The 20,917-nt window shown below is 48.6% G+C and carries 14 protein-coding genes; 1 reads left to right on the forward strand and 13 read right to left on the reverse strand.

Annotated features, from left to right (window positions below; translation table 11 throughout):
• Positions 1-108 precede the first annotated feature (108 nt).
• Both CAP50_RS11470 and CAP50_RS11475 read right to left on the reverse strand, forming a co-directional pair.
• Entirely contained in the window at positions 109-1,728 is a 1,620-nt protein-coding gene (locus CAP50_RS11470) for an AbgT family transporter (RefSeq protein ID WP_100750074.1), read from the reverse strand.
• 413 nt (positions 1,729-2,141) lie between these two features.
• Positions 2,142-2,405 (reverse strand): hypothetical protein, encoded by a 264-nt coding sequence (locus CAP50_RS11475; RefSeq protein ID WP_075100341.1) that lies wholly within the window; start codon positions 2,403-2,405, stop codon positions 2,142-2,144.
• A gap of 266 nt (positions 2,406-2,671) precedes the next feature.
• On the opposite strand from CAP50_RS11475, the gene CAP50_RS11480 reads away from it, so the two are divergent.
• Positions 2,672-3,832, forward strand: coding sequence for an ABC transporter substrate-binding protein (locus CAP50_RS11480; RefSeq protein ID WP_241900756.1), 1,161 nt, complete (start codon positions 2,672-2,674; stop codon positions 3,830-3,832).
• 37 nt (positions 3,833-3,869) lie between these two features.
• Here CAP50_RS11480 and CAP50_RS11485 read toward each other — a convergent pair whose 3' ends face one another.
• The 11 genes from CAP50_RS11485 to CAP50_RS11535 all read right to left on the reverse strand — a co-directional run bounded on the left by CAP50_RS11485 (position 3,870) and on the right by CAP50_RS11535 (position 20,784).
• Positions 3,870-5,105, reverse strand: a complete 1,236-nt coding sequence (locus tag CAP50_RS11485) for an FUSC family protein (protein ID WP_100750075.1) — start codon at positions 5,103-5,105, stop codon at positions 3,870-3,872.
• 216 nt (positions 5,106-5,321) lie between these two features.
• Positions 5,322-6,743: an FAD-dependent oxidoreductase gene (locus CAP50_RS11490; RefSeq protein WP_100750076.1), complete on the reverse strand. Its 1,422-nt coding sequence runs from the start codon at positions 6,741-6,743 to the stop codon at positions 5,322-5,324.
• 144 nt (positions 6,744-6,887) lie between these two features.
• The gene (gene gltB / locus CAP50_RS11495) at positions 6,888-11,351 is read right to left on the reverse strand and encodes a glutamate synthase large subunit (protein WP_100750077.1); all 4,464 of its coding nucleotides are present in this window, start codon (positions 11,349-11,351) and stop codon (positions 6,888-6,890) included.
• Between the two features lie 909 nt (positions 11,352-12,260).
• A complete protein-coding gene (locus CAP50_RS11500; RefSeq protein ID WP_241900757.1) occupies positions 12,261-13,406 on the reverse strand; it encodes a hypothetical protein in 1,146 nt (381 codons plus the stop codon).
• A 131-nt stretch (positions 13,407-13,537) separates the two neighbouring features.
• Positions 13,538-14,644: a 3-dehydroquinate synthase gene (gene aroB, locus CAP50_RS11505; protein ID WP_100750078.1), complete on the reverse strand. Its 1,107-nt coding sequence runs from the start codon at positions 14,642-14,644 to the stop codon at positions 13,538-13,540.
• Positions 14,645-14,716: 72 nt separating this feature from the next.
• Positions 14,717-15,274, reverse strand: coding sequence for a shikimate kinase AroK (gene aroK / locus CAP50_RS11510; RefSeq protein ID WP_075100336.1), 558 nt, complete (start codon positions 15,272-15,274; stop codon positions 14,717-14,719).
• A gap of 158 nt (positions 15,275-15,432) precedes the next feature.
• The gene (gene pilQ / locus CAP50_RS11515) at positions 15,433-17,817 is read right to left on the reverse strand and encodes a type IV pilus secretin PilQ (protein ID WP_100750079.1); all 2,385 of its coding nucleotides are present in this window, start codon (positions 17,815-17,817) and stop codon (positions 15,433-15,435) included.
• Between the two features lie 27 nt (positions 17,818-17,844).
• Positions 17,845-18,378, reverse strand: a complete 534-nt coding sequence (locus CAP50_RS11520; RefSeq protein WP_075100334.1) for a pilus assembly protein PilP — start codon at positions 18,376-18,378, stop codon at positions 17,845-17,847.
• Positions 18,375-19,082: a type 4a pilus biogenesis protein PilO gene (locus CAP50_RS11525; protein WP_075100333.1), complete on the reverse strand. Its 708-nt coding sequence runs from the start codon at positions 19,080-19,082 to the stop codon at positions 18,375-18,377. The genes CAP50_RS11520 and CAP50_RS11525 overlap by 4 nt, the downstream gene beginning before the upstream one ends.
• Positions 19,079-19,729 carry a PilN domain-containing protein gene (locus CAP50_RS11530; RefSeq protein WP_075100332.1) on the reverse strand — a complete coding sequence of 217 codons (651 nt, stop codon included), beginning with the start codon at positions 19,727-19,729 and terminating at the stop codon, positions 19,079-19,081. Before CAP50_RS11530 ends, CAP50_RS11525 begins: the two co-directional genes overlap by 4 nt.
• Entirely contained in the window at positions 19,729-20,784 is a 1,056-nt protein-coding gene (locus tag CAP50_RS11535; RefSeq protein WP_100750080.1) for a pilus assembly protein PilM, read from the reverse strand. Before CAP50_RS11535 ends, CAP50_RS11530 begins: the two co-directional genes overlap by 1 nt.
• Positions 20,785-20,917 lie beyond the last annotated feature (133 nt).

Here is a 20,917-nt window from a genome sequence, read left to right on the forward strand (position 1 = left end):
TTTTATTTAGAATTGACTATAGTCTTAAGCAAAACCCTTGCCAATCGCTGACAAGGGTTTTTATTTTTTATATCAGCTAAATAGTATTAGCGATTATTCAAATAACAACTACTGAGCAGGATAATAGGTCTCTGCGCCAGGGCCGACTGGCAGACCCAGCACAAACACCCAGACAGAAAATAATATCGTCCAACCAATCAAAAAAGCCATGGAGTATGGCAGCATCATCGCCATCAAGGTTCCCACCCCAGTGTCTTTTTTGTAGCGCATTGCCACTGCCAAGATAAGACCAAAATAGCTCATCATCGGCGTGATAATATTGGTGGATGAGTCGCCAATACGGTAAGCCGCCTGAATCATCTCTGGCGCATAACCTGTGAGCATGAGCATCGGCACAAAGATCGGCGCGGTCACCGCCCACTGAGCAGACGCCGAACCGAGCATCAGATTGACCAGACCACAAATGATGATAAAGCCTACCAGCAATAAAGGCCCTGTCAAACCAACATCACTTAAGAAGGTCGCGCCAGACACCGCCATCACCGAACCAAGATTTGACCATTTAAAGAACGCGGTAAACTGCGCGGCAAAAAACACCAATACAATATAAATACTCAAGGAGCTCATGGCGTTACTCATGGCATCGACCACGTCTTGATTGCTCTTGATGCTGCCGGTAATCTTGCCGTAGATATAGCCTGGTAGGGCAAAAAACACAAAGATAAAGACCACGATGCCTTTTAAGAATGGTGAGCCTGACACCAGACCGGTTTCTGCATTACGCAAGATGCCATCTGCAGGCACCACGGTCCACGCCAGCAATAAGCAAAATATGAGCATGCTTATCCCTGCCCATAGTAGTCCCTTTTTCTCAACTGACGATACTTTTTCGATTTGTGTCTCTAGTACAGAGGCATCGTCAGCGTCGTTAGGATTGTATTTACCTAGGCTTGGCTCAACGATTTTTTCTGTGACAAAATAGCCCAGACCACTGATCAAAAAGGTACTGGCGATCATAAAGTACCAGTTGGCCTCTGCGCCGACGGTGTAGGTAGGATCGATGATACGCGCCGCTTCTTGGGTAATCCCCGAAAGCAGTGGATCTACGGTTCCTAATAATAAATTGGCACTATAGCCGCCTGACACCCCAGCAAACGCTGCAGCCAGACCGGCTAGCGGATGCCTACCAAGTGAGTGAAAGATAACGGCCGCCAGTGGTATTAATACCACATAACCAAGCTCAGCGGCGGTGTTTGACATGATGCCAGCGAACACAATGGTAAAGGTCACCATTTTTTTGGGTGCATTCATGACCAGACCACGCAGGGCGGCTGATATCATGCCAGAGTGCTCAGCAATACCGACACCGAGCAAGGCCACCAGCACCGTACCAAGCGGCACAAAGCCGGTAAAGTTGGTGACTAAATTTTCAACAATGCGTGCTAAACCCTCGCCGTTCAATAGGTTAACGACTTCGATCATGCCATCGGCACTACGCCCGCTGGTGCCCTCAGGGCGCGGATCTATCACCGACACCCCAAAATAAGACATCACAGCTGAGAGTACCAACAGCAGCACAGACATCCAAACAAACAAAATGACCGGATGCGGCAGTAGATTACCGAGCCACTCAACCCCTTGTAAAAACCGCTGCATACGAGAGCTTTTCGCTGCGGTATCAAAGTTATTGTTTGGTGGACTGCCATTTGGCGAATTACTTCCTTGCATAGCCACTGCTCCATTTAGGACTTAAATAAATTAATAGGTTTCAAACGTATGAAAACATTGATAAAAGATAGCGATTGAAACATAGTTGGGAAACAGAAACAAATACTTTTGGCTTATAAAACCAAATGTTTGCAATTTTGGACAATCTATAAATGACAAGGAGCCTATATATAGTCAGTTGAAAACAAAACTGTCATAAGCTCCAAAGCGCTACTGGGATAAATTTTTGCCGCACCCGTCGGCGCAGCACCGCACACAAGGAAGATTTATACCAGTAGCGCTATAACATTTTTTAAACTAAATCTACTATATTCACCAGTACCATCATCGATACAAGTAAACCAAAAACAAAAAAGCGAGAGATTAGAATATCTCTAATCTCTCGCTTTTGCAGCGGTGCAGCAGTACTGTCATTAACGCGTGCGCGCTAGCAAACCATAAATCCAGCCGCCTATTTTATAAAGCCCTATCACCAGTAAAATCAGCACCAGCGCCGCCAGCACATAGGCCAGCCAATTCGGCACGCTGCTCAGCCAACCAATGGTAAAGGCCATCCCCATGTAGGTTTCTACCGGCCAATTGACGATAGGCGTCGGTGAGCCTGAGTTAAACATCGCCATAAAAACGATGATACCAATGATGGCAGCAATCACGCCGGCACGGTTACGATTATTCATACTTTCTCCTAATCTTACACTTATATTTGGTTTTTTTAGTGACTTGCTCAGTAACATACCTTGAAACGACAGCATCATCTTAGTTATTTTGTTGTACTTTTTATGATGATGGTACGTGCGGCCAAAATCTCTTTACGCCGACCCTTTAAATCAGTAACACTAATGGTCATAATAGTATCGATCACCGTATGCAGCGTTTAGCACTTTGTATGCGCCTGTTTTTATGCCGTTTTATCGATTTGCCTTTATTATTTAGGAGAGATATTTTGACACACGTATCATCATCCCAAGCGCCAGCCCGCTCTGTGGTCGGCATCGGTCGCCTATTGCCTACGGCCGTGACAAAGACTGCACCAAAAGCCTTGCTTGCTATGGCAGTCGGCTTGGTACTTGCCAGCTGTAGTAACTCTGACAATGCAGCAGCGGATGGCAGTGCTGGCGCAAGCAGTGAGACGCTTAATCTGTATAACTGGTCAGAGTATATGCCTCAAGAGATTCTCGATGGCTTTGAAGAAGAGACCGGTATCGCCGTCAATTACACCACTTTTGACTCCAACGAAGCGATGTACGCCAAGCTCAAGCTACTTGATGACTCTAGCCAATACGATTTGGCGATTCCATCGACGTACTATGTCGAAAAAATGGCCAAAGAAGGGTTGTTGCAAGAGCTCGATAAATCGAAATTAAGTAACTTTAACAACCTTGATACGTCATTTACCAATACCAAGGTCGATCCAGACAATAAGTACTCGATTCCTTATATGTGGGGCAGTACAGGCCTTGCCATCAATGGTGATAGCGTCGACCCTGCGACCGTCAATCGTTGGAATGATCTGTGGGACCCGAAATATAAAGGTCAAGTGATGCTGACCAACGACGTGCGCGAAGTCTTTGGTATGGCACTACTAACCCTCGGCTACTCAGGCAACAGCAGCAACCCTGAGGAAATAAAAGCCGCTTATGACAAGCTCACCACATTGATGCCAAATGTCAAAACCTTTAACTCAGATGCCACGCGTATGCCCTATATCGAAGGGGAGACGGCGCTTGGTATGACGTGGAATGGCGAAGCGGTCATGGCCAATGATGAAGGCTTGACCAGCTTGGTTTATAAATACCCATCTGAGGGCGCGATATTGTGGATGGACAACTTTGTCATTCCAAAAAATGCCAAGCAAGTGGATGCCGCGCATAAGTTTATCGACTACCTGCTTCGCCCCGAAAACGCCAAAATCGTCAGTGAAGAGATTGGCTATGCGTCGCCAAACTTAGCCGCACGCGAGATGATGGACGAGTCAGTACGCAACAATCCGGCGATTTATCCTTCTAAAGAAGTACTGGCAAAAGCAGAGTTCCAAGAAGATGTGGGTGACGAAGCCTTGCAAATGTATCAGCAGTATTGGGATAAGCTAAAAACAGGCCGTTAATCTTTGGTTATTGGGCTTTAAAAATTATAGAGATGGATTATAAATGCAAATCCGTCTCGCCGCCTTTGTCCTCGATACGGCGTTGCTCGCGGCGCTGATAGCGTAGGCCTGAGGCTGCAAACCACTGCGGCTTGGTCTTTTGTAATAAGTCGCTGAGGCGCTGAAGCTGCACTTGTAGCGTCTGAGTTAACCAAAAATAGCCCTGCCATTCAAAGCCTAGGTTTTCTACACTGGGGTATTCAGAGACCGCAATACGGGTGATCGGCTGAAACACTTCATCGCTCGGACTGCGTAGCACCGCCGCCATATGCAGCATGGCTTGGGTCAGCTCATGCTGGTAGTGTATCAGCAAAATATGGTTTTCGTCGTCGATCTCGATATTGGCCAAGCGCGGCGCTGCACTGAGCAGCAAATCAATCGTCCCGATGATGTTACGGTGGGTACGCTGGATGGTTTCTAGGGTTTCTTTGTCGATACCTGACTCGCTGGCGGTCGCTGCAATATGTGGGCGCACAGCCAGCAGGCGTTTATTGATTTTTTGTAGCGCTTTAACCAGTGACTTGTTGACTGGCGTATCAGGGACAGAGCTGCTTTGGGGGTAAACGATACTCGCTGAGCTGGTGGCTTTGGTATACTTAAAAGGCTTTGGCACCAAGACCTCAGCATCGATATGATTGCCAACGCCTGCGTATAGATTACTACAAGTCTCCAGATTATTGGCCAACAAAAACCGCCACATCAAGGTTGACTTTAAAGGCAAAATCATCGTCGCGCCGACCGCCACCCCAGCGCCAATCAAGATATTAAACGCGCGGTACAGACCATCTTGACCGACATTGCTATGATCAGGGCTAGAGACAATCATCAGCATGGTAATGCCGGTGAGCAACCCGATATAGCCCAATTGTTTGACCGCCACATAACCGATGATACCGCTAATCAAACCAATCAGCGCATAATATAGCCACATCCAGCCGCCGATGTCTTGACTCACCCACAAAAACCCCAACCCCACCGCCACACCAAGTATCGTGCCAAGTATCCGCTCTTTGGCTTTGGTATAAATCGCCCCTTGATACTGCAGCAGTCCCAAAATGACAAACACAGTAATGGTCGTCCACTCCCCGTTTGGAAAGTGTGTAAACTCATTTAATAATAAGGCGGCGAGCACTGCCACCCCCAAACGGATGGCGTGCAGGACATCCGCATGCTGGTAGCGCGCATAAGGCTCAATGAACGGTGCGCTAAATCGCTGCCAAAGTTTTGGTTTCACGCAAGGTCACTCTTATTAGATGAATAAAAAAACAGTCGCTTGGCGCACGTCTTAGTAGGTTCAAACCCTCATGCGCCACTGTCTATCAAGTAGCTTAAACACTTCACCGACATTTATCAAAAAAATAACGCCTTTTATCTATCGACAGATAAAAGGCGTCTATCAGGCAGCGCCCTGACGAGCTGGCGCAAGCCTTGAGGGTCATCAGAGCAAGCCTTACACCTCTAAGAAGTCCAAGATGCCTTCCGCGGCTTCACGGCCTTCCCAGATGGCGGTCACGACCAAATCAGAGCCGCGCACCATATCGCCGCCTGCAAAGATTTTGGGATTGCTGGTTTGAAATTTAAATGCTTGCTGCTCGAGCGCCAATACGCGGCCCGAGCTATCCATACTCACTTGCTGTCTCTCAAACCAGTCAGCAGGGCTAGGACGAAAACCAAAGGCCATAATCACCGCATCACACTCAATGATCTCTTCTGAATTTGGAATCGGCTCAGGACGACGGCGGCCACGATTGTCTGGCGCGCCCAGTTGTGTGGTGACGACCTTGACGCCATTGACCTTACCATTTAGGCCGATGATTTCGGTCGGCTGACGATTGAACAAAAACTCCACCCCTTCCTCGCGCGCATTGACCACCTCGCGGCGTGAGCCTGGCATGTTTTCTTCATCACGGCGATAGGCACAGACGACTTGCTCAGCGCCTTGGCGAATGCTGGTACGGTTGCAGTCCATCGCCGTATCGCCACCGCCCAGCACCACCACGCGTTTGCCTTTTAGGTCGATGTACTCTTCGGCATCTTTTTCCCAGTCATTGCAGCGATTGACGTTGGCAATCAGATAATCTAGAGCGTCATAAACGCCGTCGAGCTCTTCGCCTACAAAGCCGCCGCGCATATAGGTATAAGTGCCCATTCCCATAAACACCGCGTCGTACTCGCTCAACAGCTCATCGATAGTGACGTCTGTACCGATTTCGGTCTCGAGGCGAAACTCAATACCCATGCCTTCAAAGATCACACGGCGATTGCGCATGACGTCTTTTTCCATCTTAAACTCTGGGATACCAAAGGTCAGTAGGCCGCCAATCTCAGGACGCTTGTCAAAAACCACAGGCTTGACGCCATTTCTTACCAAGATATCAGCGCAACCAAGACCTGCCGGCCCAGCCCCAATGATGGCAACTTTTTTGTCTGTCCAAACCACATCTGACATATCAGGTCGCCAGCCTAAGGCAAAAGCGGTATCGTTGATATATTTTTCAACATTACCGATGGTCACCGCGCCAAAACCATCGTTTAGGGTACAAGCGCCTTCGCACAAGCGGTCTTGAGGACAGACGCGGCCACATACTTCAGGCAAAGTATTGGTACGGTGGCACAGTTCTGCTGCCTGAAAGATTTGGCCTTCGGTGGCCAGCTTGAGCCAATTAGGGATGTAATTGTGAACTGGGCATTTCCACTCACAATAAGGGTTGCCGCACTCAAGACAACGATGAGCTTGCTGCGCTACCGCCTCACTCTCAAACGGCTTATAAATCTCAACAAACTCTGTCGAGCGGGTGGCAATGTCTTTTTTGGCAGGATCAAACCGTGGTACATCTAAAAACTGAAAACTATTTTCTAAGCGTTTTGCCATGATAACTGTCTCTTCTCTAGGTGGCTTTTATCGTGGGTGGGGAGCCGCTGCGACACACTGTCAGTCCGTCTGATATATGTCGCTGCGGTCACCGACCTGCGAAAAAACCAATGTATTAAAACGTCTCTTATACCTTATACCCGACTACTGCGGATCAGCCATGGTGGTTTTTAGGAGACTGGCAATATTCGCCGCTTTGGGCTTGACCAAGTAAAATTTGCGCACATAGTGCTCAAAGTCAGCCAATATCGTCTGGCCCCAAGCGCTGCCTGTTTTATTGACATGGTTTTCTATCACTTGCTGCAAATAAATGCGGTATTCTTCGGTTTGCTCGCTGGAGATACGGTTTAAGTCAATCAGCTCGTGATTGCAGCGATCAAAGAAGTCGCCATCCATGTCGAGCACATAAGCAAAGCCGCCGGTCATCCCTGCGCCAAAGTTCAGCCCTGTCCGTCCAAGGATGGTCACCACGCCGCCGGTCATATATTCACAGCAGTGATCGCCTGTGCCCTCTATCACCGCGTGCGCCCCTGAGTTACGTACGCCAAAGCGCTCGCCTGCGGTGCCTGCCGCATATAACTTACCGCCTGTCGCACCATAAAGGCAAGTATTACCGATGATGGCGGTCTCTTGGGTACTAAAGCTGGCACCCTTTGGTGGATAGATGACGATCTCGCCACCAGCCATACCTTTACCGACATAGTCATTGGCATCACCTTCTAGCTCGATATTTAGGCCGCCTGCATTCCACACGCCCAAGCTCTGCCCTGCTGTGCCCGTTAGATGTAGCTTGATTGGCATATCACTCATACCAAGATTGCCCCAGACTTGAGCGATCTCACCTGAGATACGCGCGCCGATTGAGCGATCGCAGTTGCCAATAGCATAGCTATAATCGCCGCCTGTACCTTGACGAATATTAAGCAGCATATCACTGACCATCTGCTCAGCGAGCAAGCCTTTATCAAATGGCTCATTACGCTCTACCTGACACGTTTGTGCGTTGCCAACGCTGGCTGGATGACTAAACAAGAGTGGCGTTAAGTCGAGGTGACGCTGCTTTGCAGTATTGCCTTCTAACACCTCGAGCAAATCAGTACGTCCGACCAGCTCTTCCATACTACGTACGCCAAGGGCGGCAAGCCACTCACGTGTCTCCGTCGCCACAAACTTAAAGAAGTTGATGAGCATCTCCGCTTCACCGATGAAGTGCTCGTCACGCAACTTGGCTTTTTGGGTAGCAACGCCTGTCGGGCAGTTGTTTAGATGGCAGATACGCAAGTATTTACAGCCCACCGCAATCATCGGCGTGGTACCAAAACCAAAGCTTTCTGCGCCAAGGATAGCGGCTTTTACCACATCAAGGCCTGTCTTGAGTCCGCCGTCCGTTTGTACCCGCACTTTATCACGCAGCCCATTGACCCGTAGCGACTGATGCGTCTCTGCCAAGCCCAGCTCCCACGGCGAGCCTGCATGATGGATAGAAGACAGCGGTGACGCTGCCGTACCGCCATCATAGCCTGAGATGGTGATTAAGTCGGCATAGGCCTTGGCCACGCCCGTCGCGATGGTGCCAACGCCTGGACGTGAGACCAGCTTCACCGAGACTAAGGCATCGGGATTGACTTGTTTTAAGTCAAAAATCAGCTGCGCCAAGTCTTCGATAGAATAAATATCATGATGCGGCGGCGGTGAGATGAGTGTCACCCCTGGTACAGAGTAACGCAGGCGCGCGATCAGCGCATTGACCTTACCACCTGGCAGCTGTCCACCCTCCCCTGGTTTTGCGCCCTGAGCGACCTTGATCTGCATGACTTCAGCTGAGCGCAAGTACGCAGGCGTGACACCAAAACGACCAGAGGCCACTTGTTTGATTTTTGAATTGCGCAACGTGCCATAGCGTACCGGATCCTCGCCGCCCTCTCCTGAGTTTGAGCGGCCACCGATGGTATTCATCGCCATGGCGATCGCTTCATGTGCTTCTGGTGATAGAGCGCCAAGCGACATGCCCGCCGAATCAAAGCGTGTCAAGATAGCCAAGATGTCTTCGACCTCATTCACGTCAATCGAGTTATCTGTCTTTAATTGCAACAAATCCCGCAAGGTTGCTACAGGGCGACTGTTCACCAAGTCGGCATAATGACGATAATTGTCATAATCGCCTGTCCGTACAGCGGTGTGCAGGCTGTTAATCACATCAGGGTTAAAGGCGTGATACTCTTTGTTAAAGACAAACTTGAGCAAACCACCTTGATCAAGGGGCGCACGGCGCTTAAAGGCGTTGGCCGCGAGTATGGCCTGATCTGCTGCCAGATCGGCAAAGGTGGCGCCTTTGATACGGCTTTGCACACCTTTAAAGCATAGGTTTACCACTTCTTCTGAGAGACCGACCGCTTCAAATAATTGTGCACCGCGATAAGAGACGATGGTTGAGATACCCATTTTTGATAAGATTTTTAGCAAACCTTTATCCAAGCCTTTACGGAAATTGACCCGCGCCTGAATCGGATCGCCAAGCAGCTCACCACTGGCCACCAAGTCATCAATGACATCATAAGCCAAATATGGATAGACGCAGGTAGCGCCAAAGCCAATTAATACCGCCACCTGATGTGAGTCACGCGCCAGCCCCGTCTCGATGATGAGATTGGCATCGGTGCGGATACCTTGGGCAATCAGATAATGATGCACTGCCCCTGTCACCATCATGGCATTGGCAGGAACTTTGTCGGCGGCGATGTTTTTGTCAGATAACACAATCAGCGTATGGCCGGCGCGAATACTGCTTGCCACTTGCTCACAGATAGCAGTGATGGCTTCTGACAGCTCAAGGGTGCGATCATAATTTAAATCAATACGCGCCATCTGAAACGCTGGGTCGTCTAAGCGCTCAAGCTGCTGCATTTTGCTGGCTGACAATACCGGTGAGGATAAGATAATACGGTGTGCATCGCGCGCGGATGGTGCAAACACATTGGTTTCAGCGCCGAGGCACGTCTGTAGTGACATCACGATTGACTCACGTAATGGGTCAATCGGTGGGTTGGTCACCTGCGCAAACTGCTGACGAAAAAAATCGGCGACATGACGAATTTGTTGCGACAGCACTGCCATTGGTGTGTCATCGCCCATCGAACCTACTGGCTCTTGACCATTTTCGGCATTGGGACGGATGATTTCGGTACGCTCTTCATTGGTGATGTGATACATCTTTTGTAGGGCTTTGAGTGGCTCGCCGCGGCAGGCCTGCGCCGCCAGCTGCTCTTCTAGGCGCTCATCATCACGGATACGGGTCGCTTCTTCACGCAGCCATTTGCGATACGGGTGCGCTTTTTTTAGTAAGGTCGCTATGGCTTTGGTATCTAAAATCTGGCCAGTCATGGTATCGATGACCAGCATTTGACCGGGACCGACGCGGCCTTTTGCCAGTACATCTTTTGGCGCATAATCCCAAACACCCACCTCAGAGGCGACTGTGATGTAGCCGTTCTTCGTCGTCACCCAGCGCGATGGGCGCAAGCCATTGCGATCAAGCATGCACACCGCATAGCGCCCATCTTGAATCACCAGACCCGCAGGCCCATCCCATGCTTCCATATGCTGCGAATAAAACTCATAAAACGCGCGCAAATCCATGTCCATGCTATCGACATTTTGCCAAGCAGGTGGCACGAGTATCGACATGGCATGAAACAGACTCATGCCGCCAGACATCAGCACCTCAAGCATATTATCCAAACTTGAAGAATCCGAGCCTGTACGATTGACCAGTGGTGTCAGCTCATTTAGGTTGGGCAGTTTGTCCGATTTGAGTTTTGGGGTACGTGCCTCCGACCAGTTACGGTTGCCCGTGATGGTATTTAGCTCACCATTGTGCGCCAGATAGCGAAACGGCTGCGCAAGCGGCCAGCGCGGTAAGGTATTGGTAGAAAAACGCTGGTGGAATACCACGATATGTGAGGCCAAGCGCTCATCTTGCAAATCCAAAAAGAACGCTGGCAAGTCAGACGGCATCACCAACCCTTTATAGATAATCGTCTGAGCGCTCAACGAGCACACATAAAACAACTCATCGTCTGCCAAACGTTGCTCGGCTTTTTTGCGCGCGACAAACAGCTTACGATTGAAATCATCTGCTGATAAATCATCAGGCGCATTGACAAACACTTGCTTAAAATCAGGCAATGTCTCACGGCCTATGTCACCGACAATCGTCAAATCAAGTGGCACATTACGCCAGCCCGCCACATCCAAGCCTTGTGCAGTAATCTCTTCAGAGAGTATTTGCTGGCTGTGTTTTGCTTTAGCAGCGTCGAGACTGACAAAGACCATGCCCACCGCAAAGTTATCAGTAATATCAAACTGTAGCTCGGCGGCAATTTTTTGAAAAAACTTGGTCGGCGTTGCCAACAATAGACCACAGCCGTCACCCGTCTTACCATCAGCAGCAACACCGCCACGGTGCGTCATACAGCTTAAGCTATGAATGGCTGTTTTTACCAAATCATGGCTGGCCTCACCCTCAATGTGAGCGATCAAACCAAAACCACAGTTATCAGAGAAGTCATCTGGCGTGGCCAAATGCGTATAGGAGGAAATCATTGACATGGCTAGTCCTTTTAAGTGAACGGGTCGCTTATCATCCAATGCGGAGCATAAACGGCTATCCGTAGGCAGAACGGGCTAATAATTAATATTCGTATATCCGAATTAATAATTGATGTGACGTTCTTATTCATCATACTCTGAGAATCAGGTTAGCACCTTGACCCTCCTAGTCATTAATGATGTCTGAACAGATAATTAATGTATGAATAGACAGTAAGTAATTGATCTTGGCAATCAGATAAAAATCGCTTTATCTGCCAGTTACTCAGTTCTCAATCACATGCTATTGTTAACTGGAGTATCGCTTGTCACCGTGTATTACCGAACGCTATGATTATATTGGCTAGGTAGTGTAACGGTGCGATGATTTATATTGAATATTTGACGCTCTGTATTTAAGCGCTTTATTCACTCTAAAAAGAGCGACCGTAAGGGAGGCTGCGCCATTTATTATCGTATAAATGCAAATAAAAATGGCTGCGCTTGGGACAACAAACAGTAGCAAAGCGTCTTATAAAGTTGATGCAATCACTCACCGAATGTTCAATAAATAGTTATTTACGATAACTATACAGAACGTCGCCCACCGTTATATTAGTTAATGATTGACAAAAAATCTAGTCTTTTCTATCGATTCATCACCCATATTTTGTAAGAGAACGTATTACTAATGGTTATATAATGACGAAAAATAGCAGATAAAAACGCATATAAAGGCAGGTTTCAGCCATCATTTAAGCCATGGTTCATGCAACTAAGATAGCAGAACATCAAAGCAAAAGCGGTAACTGGAGAAAATAATAACGGTCACTTGATACACAAAATACCTGCCAAAAAAAGCCCATCAGCATCTTTGCTAATGGGCTTTATTACTATCGCTACGGCTCTGATCAAATCATCAGACGCAACTTAATTGCTTTTTTCTTCAATCAGCTCTTTAATACTGTCGCCGTTATTTTTGGCAGCGTTGTTGTTTTTAGCTACACCTTGGTTGGTACTTTTATTGTCCGTGTCGGTATTGCTATTTTTATTGGGATTACTGTTTTTATTGCTGGCGTTATTGACACCGCTATTTGCCGCATTATTTGCGCCCGCATTTGCCCCACTGCTACTACTTGGCGGCTTCGGCGTTGGCACGACTGGTGGCTTCTTATTGCTACTATCACCGCCTGCCGCTACCGGTTTTTGATTGTCCGCAGGTTTGTTGCTCGACTCTTCGTTGCCTGCGGTCACAGACGACTGCTCTTCACCGCCTACGATACGCTCCTCAGTGACAGATAAGGTCTCAGAGGTGTCGATAGACTGGCGAATACTGGTCTCACTGCTGCTCTTAGCGCGCCGTGTTTCATCGGCGTCGTTGCTGTCATCGGCAGGTTGACGCACTGGTACTTCGCGCTTGGTCGGGCGCAAATCAACCGTGCGCGTTCGCCTATTGCTCAAATCTTTTATGGGATCGGGGCGCTCATAATTATCGATGATACCGATATAGCGATTGATTTCTTCTGGCAACACGCGGACATCGGCCGGTAGTTTAAAGTCCACCAGTTTTGAGGCGCCAACCGCTTCTTGCGGACTGCTCATCAACCCATAAGTTAGCATATAACGCACTTGGTTTTCGTCATCTAAATAGCGAAAATACGCAAACTTTTTGCGATCATCACGGCTTTCTAAATAGCTGACGATAACGTCGTTTTCGGCGACATTCATCACCTGCACTGTCCATTTGCCCTTGTTTGCTAGCAAATAGCGCTTGTCTTTGAACTCATCAGGATAGCTGCGCAAATCGCGAATGGTCGCGTCAAAGCTGAGCGGCTGCACATCCGTATCCAACTCATGCAAGGATTCTATGGTGAGCGGCTGCTCAAGCTCAGCACTAAGCGGCTGCGGCGTGGTTATCGGTGCGTTTTCGATTTTGGCACCCATCGCTGGGGTTTGACTAAACATCCAAACCAAAGCGGTAACCACGCCAAGTAGCAACGTCGCTACCAGCCAAATCAATGCTTGGCGGCGATATGCTTGGCTTGCGCTACGCGTCGTCGATCTTGGTGCTGCCATGAGAGTATCCTTGGTGAAAATAGGGTTAAGAACGCAACATAAAGACTCGTTGAAAGTAAATGCCAGCGGTCACGTTAGGCGCTAAACGCACGTTGTCTTCACCAAACGCTTATAACTGTAAGAACAATATCTTACGTACTGTTTGCGGCCAGCACGTCGGTTAATAGCGTGGCATCAAAATCATTGGTCAATACCGCCTCACCCAGTGATTTTAACAAAATCAGGCGGATTTGTCCGTGTTTCACTTTTTTATCATGACCCATCAGATCAAGCGCAGTGTCCACCGCGATCGCAGGCGGGTGGATAGGCAGATTTGCCAAGGTCAACACATGCTTGACACGCGCCACCTCCTCATTACTTAGCCAGCCCATTTTTTGTGAAAGCTCGGCGGCCTGTACCATACCTGCCGCCACAGCCTCGCCGTGTAGCCAGTTGCCGTAGCCTTGATGCGTCTCGATCACATGACCAAAAGTATGGCCGAAATTAAGCAAGGCACGCACACCTGACTCGCGCTCGTCTTGGGCCACGATATCGGCTTTATATTGACAGCAGCGCTTTACTGCCTCACCAAGCACGGCCAAATCCAGCGCCATCATGGCAGGCAGATTGCTCTCCAGCCACTGCAAAAAACTGACATCCATGATAAGGGCGTACTTGATGACCTCTGCCAGCCCTGCTGAGAGCTCACGAGCGGGCAAGGTTTTGAGTGTACTCATATCAGCCAGTACCATTTGCGGTTGCCAAAAAGCGCCAATCATGTTTTTGCCTTGTGCATGATTGATGCCTGTTTTGCCGCCGACACTAGAGTCTACTTGTGACAGCAATGTCGTTGGTATCTGGATAAAATTCACGCCGCGCATAAAACTTGCCGCCGCAAAGCCTGTCATATCGCCAATGACGCCGCCACCTAGGGCGATGAGCGTCACGTCACGGTTGAAGTGAGCATCCATCAGTGCATCATAAATCTGATTGATACTGTCTTGATTTTTATACTGCTCACCATCTGGCAGCACGCAGACTCTCACAGTAAAGTGCGCGGCCAGCGCTTGTTCAAATGCAGAGAGATATAAAGGCGCAACCGTCTCATTGGTGACGATTAAAACCTGACGGCCCGTGATATAAGGCGCCACCTGCTGCGCCATACTGCCATTTTTGGCAGCGTCTTCAGTAATAATGATGGGATAATCATGGCTTTGTGTCTGAACGGTTAAACCCTCAAAAAACAGTGGCGTGGCCATGAAGTACTCCTTAAATAGTGGTCATAAGCGATGAGCAACTGACTGTCTGTCATCCATACAGTATCTATACAGTTAGCTTCGGTTATTGGGGACGGTAATGGCAGACATATCAAACGATGCCAGCTGCTGCAAGAGTTGATTGACCATATGACGCGGATAAGTATGGCCAGTTGGCATGATGATATGCGCCACTTGCCGGTATAGCGGATCACGGGTGCTGTAGAGATCCTGCAATATCTGCTTAGGGTTGGGCTGCTGTAGCAATGGTCGCGACTTGTCTTTTGCCGTACGCGCCATTTGCACATCAACGGGGGCATTGAGATACACGACGATGCCACGCTGGTGCAAAAACGCGCGATTTTCGGCAGACATGACCGCACCGCCACCAGTTGCCAATACAATTTGCGGTTTTTGGGTCAACTCATCGATGGCGCGTGTCTCACGCTCGCGAAAGCCTGCTTCACCTTCTTTGGCAAAGATCCACGCAATATCGGCACCTGTTTGCGACTCGATGTACCAGTCACTATCCAAAAACTCACGTCCTAGCTGCTTAGCCAGCAGTTTACCGATTGTCGTTTTCCCTGCTCCCATCGGCCCCACTAAAAACACCGACGGCAATTCCTCCACCATAGTACTTACTCAGCTAAATTAGCTATGATACAACGTCATTGATATTCTGGCTAGTAACGAGCCGCGATAATTGTCCGCAAAATCTCATCCCTCTTTCGGCTGACTCATAAAAAAAGCAAGCACTCAGGCTCGCTTTTTTAAAGTAGGTCAACCTATGATTAATTCAAGCGGCTGGTACCATCATTGATGAGTTTTGGTGTGACAAAGATTAATAGCTCTTCTTTGGCATTACTACGCACATCTTTGCGGAAGGCGCGGCCAATATACGGCAAATCCCCTAAGAAAGGCACTTTATCCACGCCGTTACTGGTACGGTTTTTGAACACGCCACCTAAGACCACGGTCTGACCATCTTCGATGATAACGTTGGTTGAGATTGAGTCTTCAGCGATGGCGACCTGATTGTTGATGATGGTCGGTGTGCCATTGGTGATGAGGAGTTGTAGGCCAATTTTACCATCAGGGGTGATGTTTGGCGTGGCCTCCAAGCTCAGCGCCGCTTCTTTAAAGCTGGTGGTGGTCGCGCCACTGGCTGAGGCTTCTTGATACGGAATCTGAGTCCCAGATGACACCTTTGCGGTTTGTTTATCCGCGGTCAAAATCTTCGGCGTCGAGATGACTTCACCGCGGTTGTCCGCTTGCAGCGCTGATAGCTCAAGGTCGAGCATCACATCTGACATACTGAGCAAACCAAAGGCAATACTACCCGCTGGGTTGGCCACACCCAAATCGACGTTTAGGTTATCAGGGCGCGTGATGTCATAAGAAGGATACGAGACCGTCTGACCGTTGACGGTGGTGGTTTCTACATCAAAGTCTTTTAAGTCCCACAATGTCTGGTTACTGCCGCCCACCAATAAGTTGCGGTTATTGGCCGCACCATTTGACAAGATACCCCAACGAACACCGATCTCTTTACTAAAACTGTCGGTCGCACTGACAATACGCGCCTCGATCATCACCTGACGCACCGGAATATCGATTTTGCTGATCAGTTTATGAATGTTTTCAATACTGTCTGCCACATCTTTGACAATCAAGGTATTGGTACGCTCATCCACAGTGACGGTACCGCGATTTGACAACAAAGAGTTATTGTCATCGGCACGGTTTGAGCTACCACCAGAAGAGCCGCTGCCTTGAGAAATCAATGTCAGAACATCTTGCGCTTTAGCATAGCTTAAGCGGATGTACTCTGTACGTAATGGTGCAAAAGATTCAACCGCTTGCTGCGCTTCAAGCTCACGTGCTTCTTGCTCTGCAAGCTCTGTCGCTGGCGCGACCAAAATCACATTGCCGTTTTCACGTTTGCCCAGATTTTTACTCTTTAAAATAATATCAAGCGCTTGATCCCAAGGCACGTTGATCAGGCGCAACGTGATGTTACCTGCAACCGAATCACTTGCCACGATATTCATCTCGGTAAACTGCGCCAAAATATCTAAAACGCTGCGGATCTCGACATCTTGGAATTCCATAGACAGTGGCTCACCGCTATAGACTCTTTCTTCGAGCGTCGGCTCACGCAGTAGCTCAGGCTTACTGATGCTGATATTTAGCTGATTGCCTGACTGGTAGGCTTGATACTCATAATCGTCGTTCATATTGATGGTGACGACACCATTTTGACCTTGGTTTTTGGTATCAATACTAGTGACCAGACCGCTATTGATATTTAGACGGCGCAGCAAGTTTCTAGGCACCGTACTGCCTGTCAAACGGACGACCAGCTTATTGCCTTGACGTTGTACATCTACTGGAATGGCTTCATTGGCCAAAGCGATACTGATATTACCACCACCATCGTTACCTGCAGCAAAATTGACGGCGGTTAGGCCTTCATAGCTATACTGCTTACTCACTTGTGAGGCGGCAAGCTGTGGATCCAATAGCGGATTGACCCGAACCACCATCGTATCTGCGGGTACTTGATTTTTGACCACCGTAGTGTCGGTGCTATTGACCGCCGAAACAGGAACGCTACTGGTTTCTACAATGGGGGTGACAACTGCTGTGGTTGTCATGCCACTACTGTTATTCAGCACATCTTGCACAGGATCATTGGTGATTATTTGATTAACGACGGGCTGATTAACAGGTTGGCTAACCACGGGGCGGCTAGGATCAGTGATAGTCAGCAGCAAATCATTACCATCGACCGCTGTGGTATAGTTGCCTGCTTGCTTGAGACCCACAATGAGACGCGTGGTGCTGTCGCTGCTTAGTGTCGTGACATCATTGACCATGCCGATGTTGTATTCGTTAAATCGGCTAGCCAGCCCATTTTGCACTTGTTCAAAATCTAGTACCAAGCGGCTTGGATCATCTAGCTGATAGGCTGCAGGCAATGCTGGCGCACTGGCAAAGCTCAAGCGCATTTGCGTCACTGCTGGCGCAGTTTGTACCACAGAGACGTTATTGATACGCTGGGCAGCTTGGGCATGGTTACTCACTGCTACCATGCTGACTGCCAATGCTGAAACGGCAAAAGCAGAAGATACGCGGTTACTCATCGTCATTACCTTGTTGTTGCGTACTGTCATTATTTATTCCTCAAAAAATCTGCCGACTTAGCTTATAGGAGAGACCAGCGACTGGGGTTTTTCGATAAACCCTGCGCGGCTGTCTGGCACAATTTCAATCAAGTTAATCTGGGTCGGCGTGATTTCAACAATACGGCCGTCATTCAATCCAAGATAATCACCTACTTTCACACTCGCAACTGAGCCATCAGGACGTTGTACCAACGCATATCGCTGACCTTCAGGCGAAATAACAACACCGCGAAAGACCAGCTGTGATAGCTCGTACTGCTCAAGCGGCCCTTTGACTCTGGTAATATCAGGGCGTACACCATCGATAGGCGTCGTCGGCCCTTGTACATTGACCAAACTTGGGGGCAAAAACGGACTGCGCTGCGTGCTTGCGCTGTATACAAAATCTTCTACCAGCTCCGCCTTAGGTGGGGGCTCAATCGGCTGCGCTGGCTGGTTGCGTATGTCATTCATCGACTGCTGTGCCATCCCTATGCGATCGCTACAGCCCGTCATCGACAACACCACCATACTTAACGCCAGTAACGTGGGCAGTTTATTTATCATCATTGACTGTCTCCTGCAGCAGCGGCATCACCTTCAGGATTTGCTTCTTTTGAACGATAGGTTTTGGTTTGTAGTACCAGATTTAGCTCTGGCAATACATCCAAGCTCGGCTGCGGGTTACTCACCTCAAAATCATGCATCGTGATGATACGAGGTAGAGCAGCCAGTCCACTGATAAAGCTGCCAAACTGATGATACTCACCCAATGCGGCAATACGTATCGGCTGCTCAATAAAAAACTCGTTTTCAATTTCAGGCTCAACCGAGATATCCTGAAAACGAATATTGCTGCCCACACCAGTCATGTTGATGCCCTCTACCAGCTCTGACACCCGTGTGTCTTTTGGTAGTTGATCAAGTAACGAGTTAAACTCAGCTTCCATCTGCACCACTTGCGCTTTATACGCTTCTAAGTGACGGGCGCGTGATTCTTTTTCACGATAACTATCGAGCAAGGTTTGCTGCTGGCTTTCGGCGGCATTGATTTCATCGATTTTGCCACTGATCGGCAGCGCCCATGACAAGGCGGCGATAAAAACAATGATAAGCCCTATCACCGTTACCTTGACGGGCAATGGCCAGCTACCATAGTTTTCGGAGTCTAATGACTCAAAACTGCGACGAAACTCTTGTAAGTCAAACTGCTTTTTTGGCTTTAGGTCTGCTTTTTTGATTTTGATTAGGCTTTTTTTGCGGCTCAGTTTCATAACGCACCTCCAAGCCCAGTACCTTCTTCAGGTGTGGCCGTCTCTGACTGCACCCTTGTGGTTACCACAAACTGTACATAGCTGTCTTCTGGATAAACAGGGCGCGTCTGCTCACCTGTATTGATGGTGTTATTGAGCGCAGGCGCTGCCTGATAAGCACTGATGTTTTGTTGAATATTGCTGACAGCAGAGTTACCCATCCATTTACTACTATCGAGATTACGAATCAGATTGGACACCACATTTGGGTTATCTGCCAGGCCGGTCAAGGTGATGACATCTCCTTCGCGCTTGAGATTATTGAGATAAAGCGCCGACGGCATTGCTTTAGCCAAATCGTCCCATAGACGTACAGGAACCGGTCGGCGACCTTGCAAGTCTTGAATCACTTGCATACGTGAGATAATATCTTCACGGCGCTGCTCTAAGCTATCGATTTCGCTCAACACGGTGTCTAAACGCGCGTTTTCTTGTTCAATCAAGGCATTGGCATCGAGCTGCTCTTCAAGCTCATTATTAAAATAGCTCCACGTAGCAAATGCGGCCAACAACGTCAGTAGTGTCACAGCTACCACAAGCGTGATAAACTCTTTGTTGCGGCGTTCGCGCTCTTCGGCGCGCCAGGGTAAGAGGTTAATACGAGCCATTAGTCAAAGCTCCTTAACGCAAGACCACATGCTGCCATGAGGCTTGGGGCATCGATCGCCAGTTGCTCATTATCGATATGTGGCGCGATGGTCATATTGGTAAATGGATTGGCGATACTGACAGTCACGCCCAGTTTTTGTTGCGCCATGCCAGCCAGACCGGGAATCGAGCTACTGCCCCCCGCGAGGACCACGTGATCGATATTGCTGTATTGGCTCGAAGAAAAATAGAACTGCAAAGAGCGAGTGATTTGCTGAATGGTGTTTTCGATAAACGGCGTCAATATCTCAGGATAGTAATCGTCAGGCAAGGTGCGCTCACGCTTACTCAGCGCCGCTTCCTCAGATGATAAGCCATAGCGATTTTGTATTGCCTCTGTAAGCTGAGCACCGCCAAATAGCTGTTCGCGGCTATAGATAAATTCGCCATTTTTGGCGACATATAAGGTGGTTTGATTGTGACCAATATCTACCAAAGCGACTAATTCTGGTAGCCCTGGTAAATTATCTACCATCAAACCAAAAGCACGCTCAATGGCGTGCGACTCAATATCCATGACCTTGGTTTGCATGCCACCGAAGGTCAAGGCATCGACGCGTTGGTCGACATTCTCCGAGCGTGAAGCCGCCAGTAGCACCTGCACCATATCGTCACTGACCAAAGAAGGGCCTAAGACTTCAAAGTCTAGGTTGACGTCTTCAAGAGGATAAGGCACGTATTGATCGGCATCGAGACGTATCTGCGCTTCGCGCTCGACATCGCTGAGTGCCATGTCCATATCGATGATCTTGGTAATCACCGCTGACCCTGATACAGCTGTCGCTGCATGAGCATTAGCCACTTGACAGCGTCTGGCCAAACTGGCAATCGTATCGCCAACGGCTTCAGTATCCACGATGAGTTTATCGACGACTACGCCTTCCGGTAGTCTTTCAATGCCATAAGATTTTAAGTGGAACATGCCTTGTTGGCGCTGTATGTCAACCAACTTTACTGAGGTGGCACAGATATCCACTCCAATCAAATGTCGACTTTTGGAAGTAAATAGCCTCACAAACTCTATACCTTATATTAAGTGTACAATCTGATAGTTATTTGTAATAATTGAATACAATACTTTACTTAATAGATAGATTCAAGCATTTAAATTATATATTAAGGCTAACTTACACATTTATTATGACCTC

It is taken from the genome of Psychrobacter sp. L7 (assembly GCF_002810365.1).
In the GTDB taxonomy this organism is placed as follows: Bacteria; Pseudomonadota; Gammaproteobacteria; order Pseudomonadales; family Moraxellaceae; genus Psychrobacter; species Psychrobacter celer.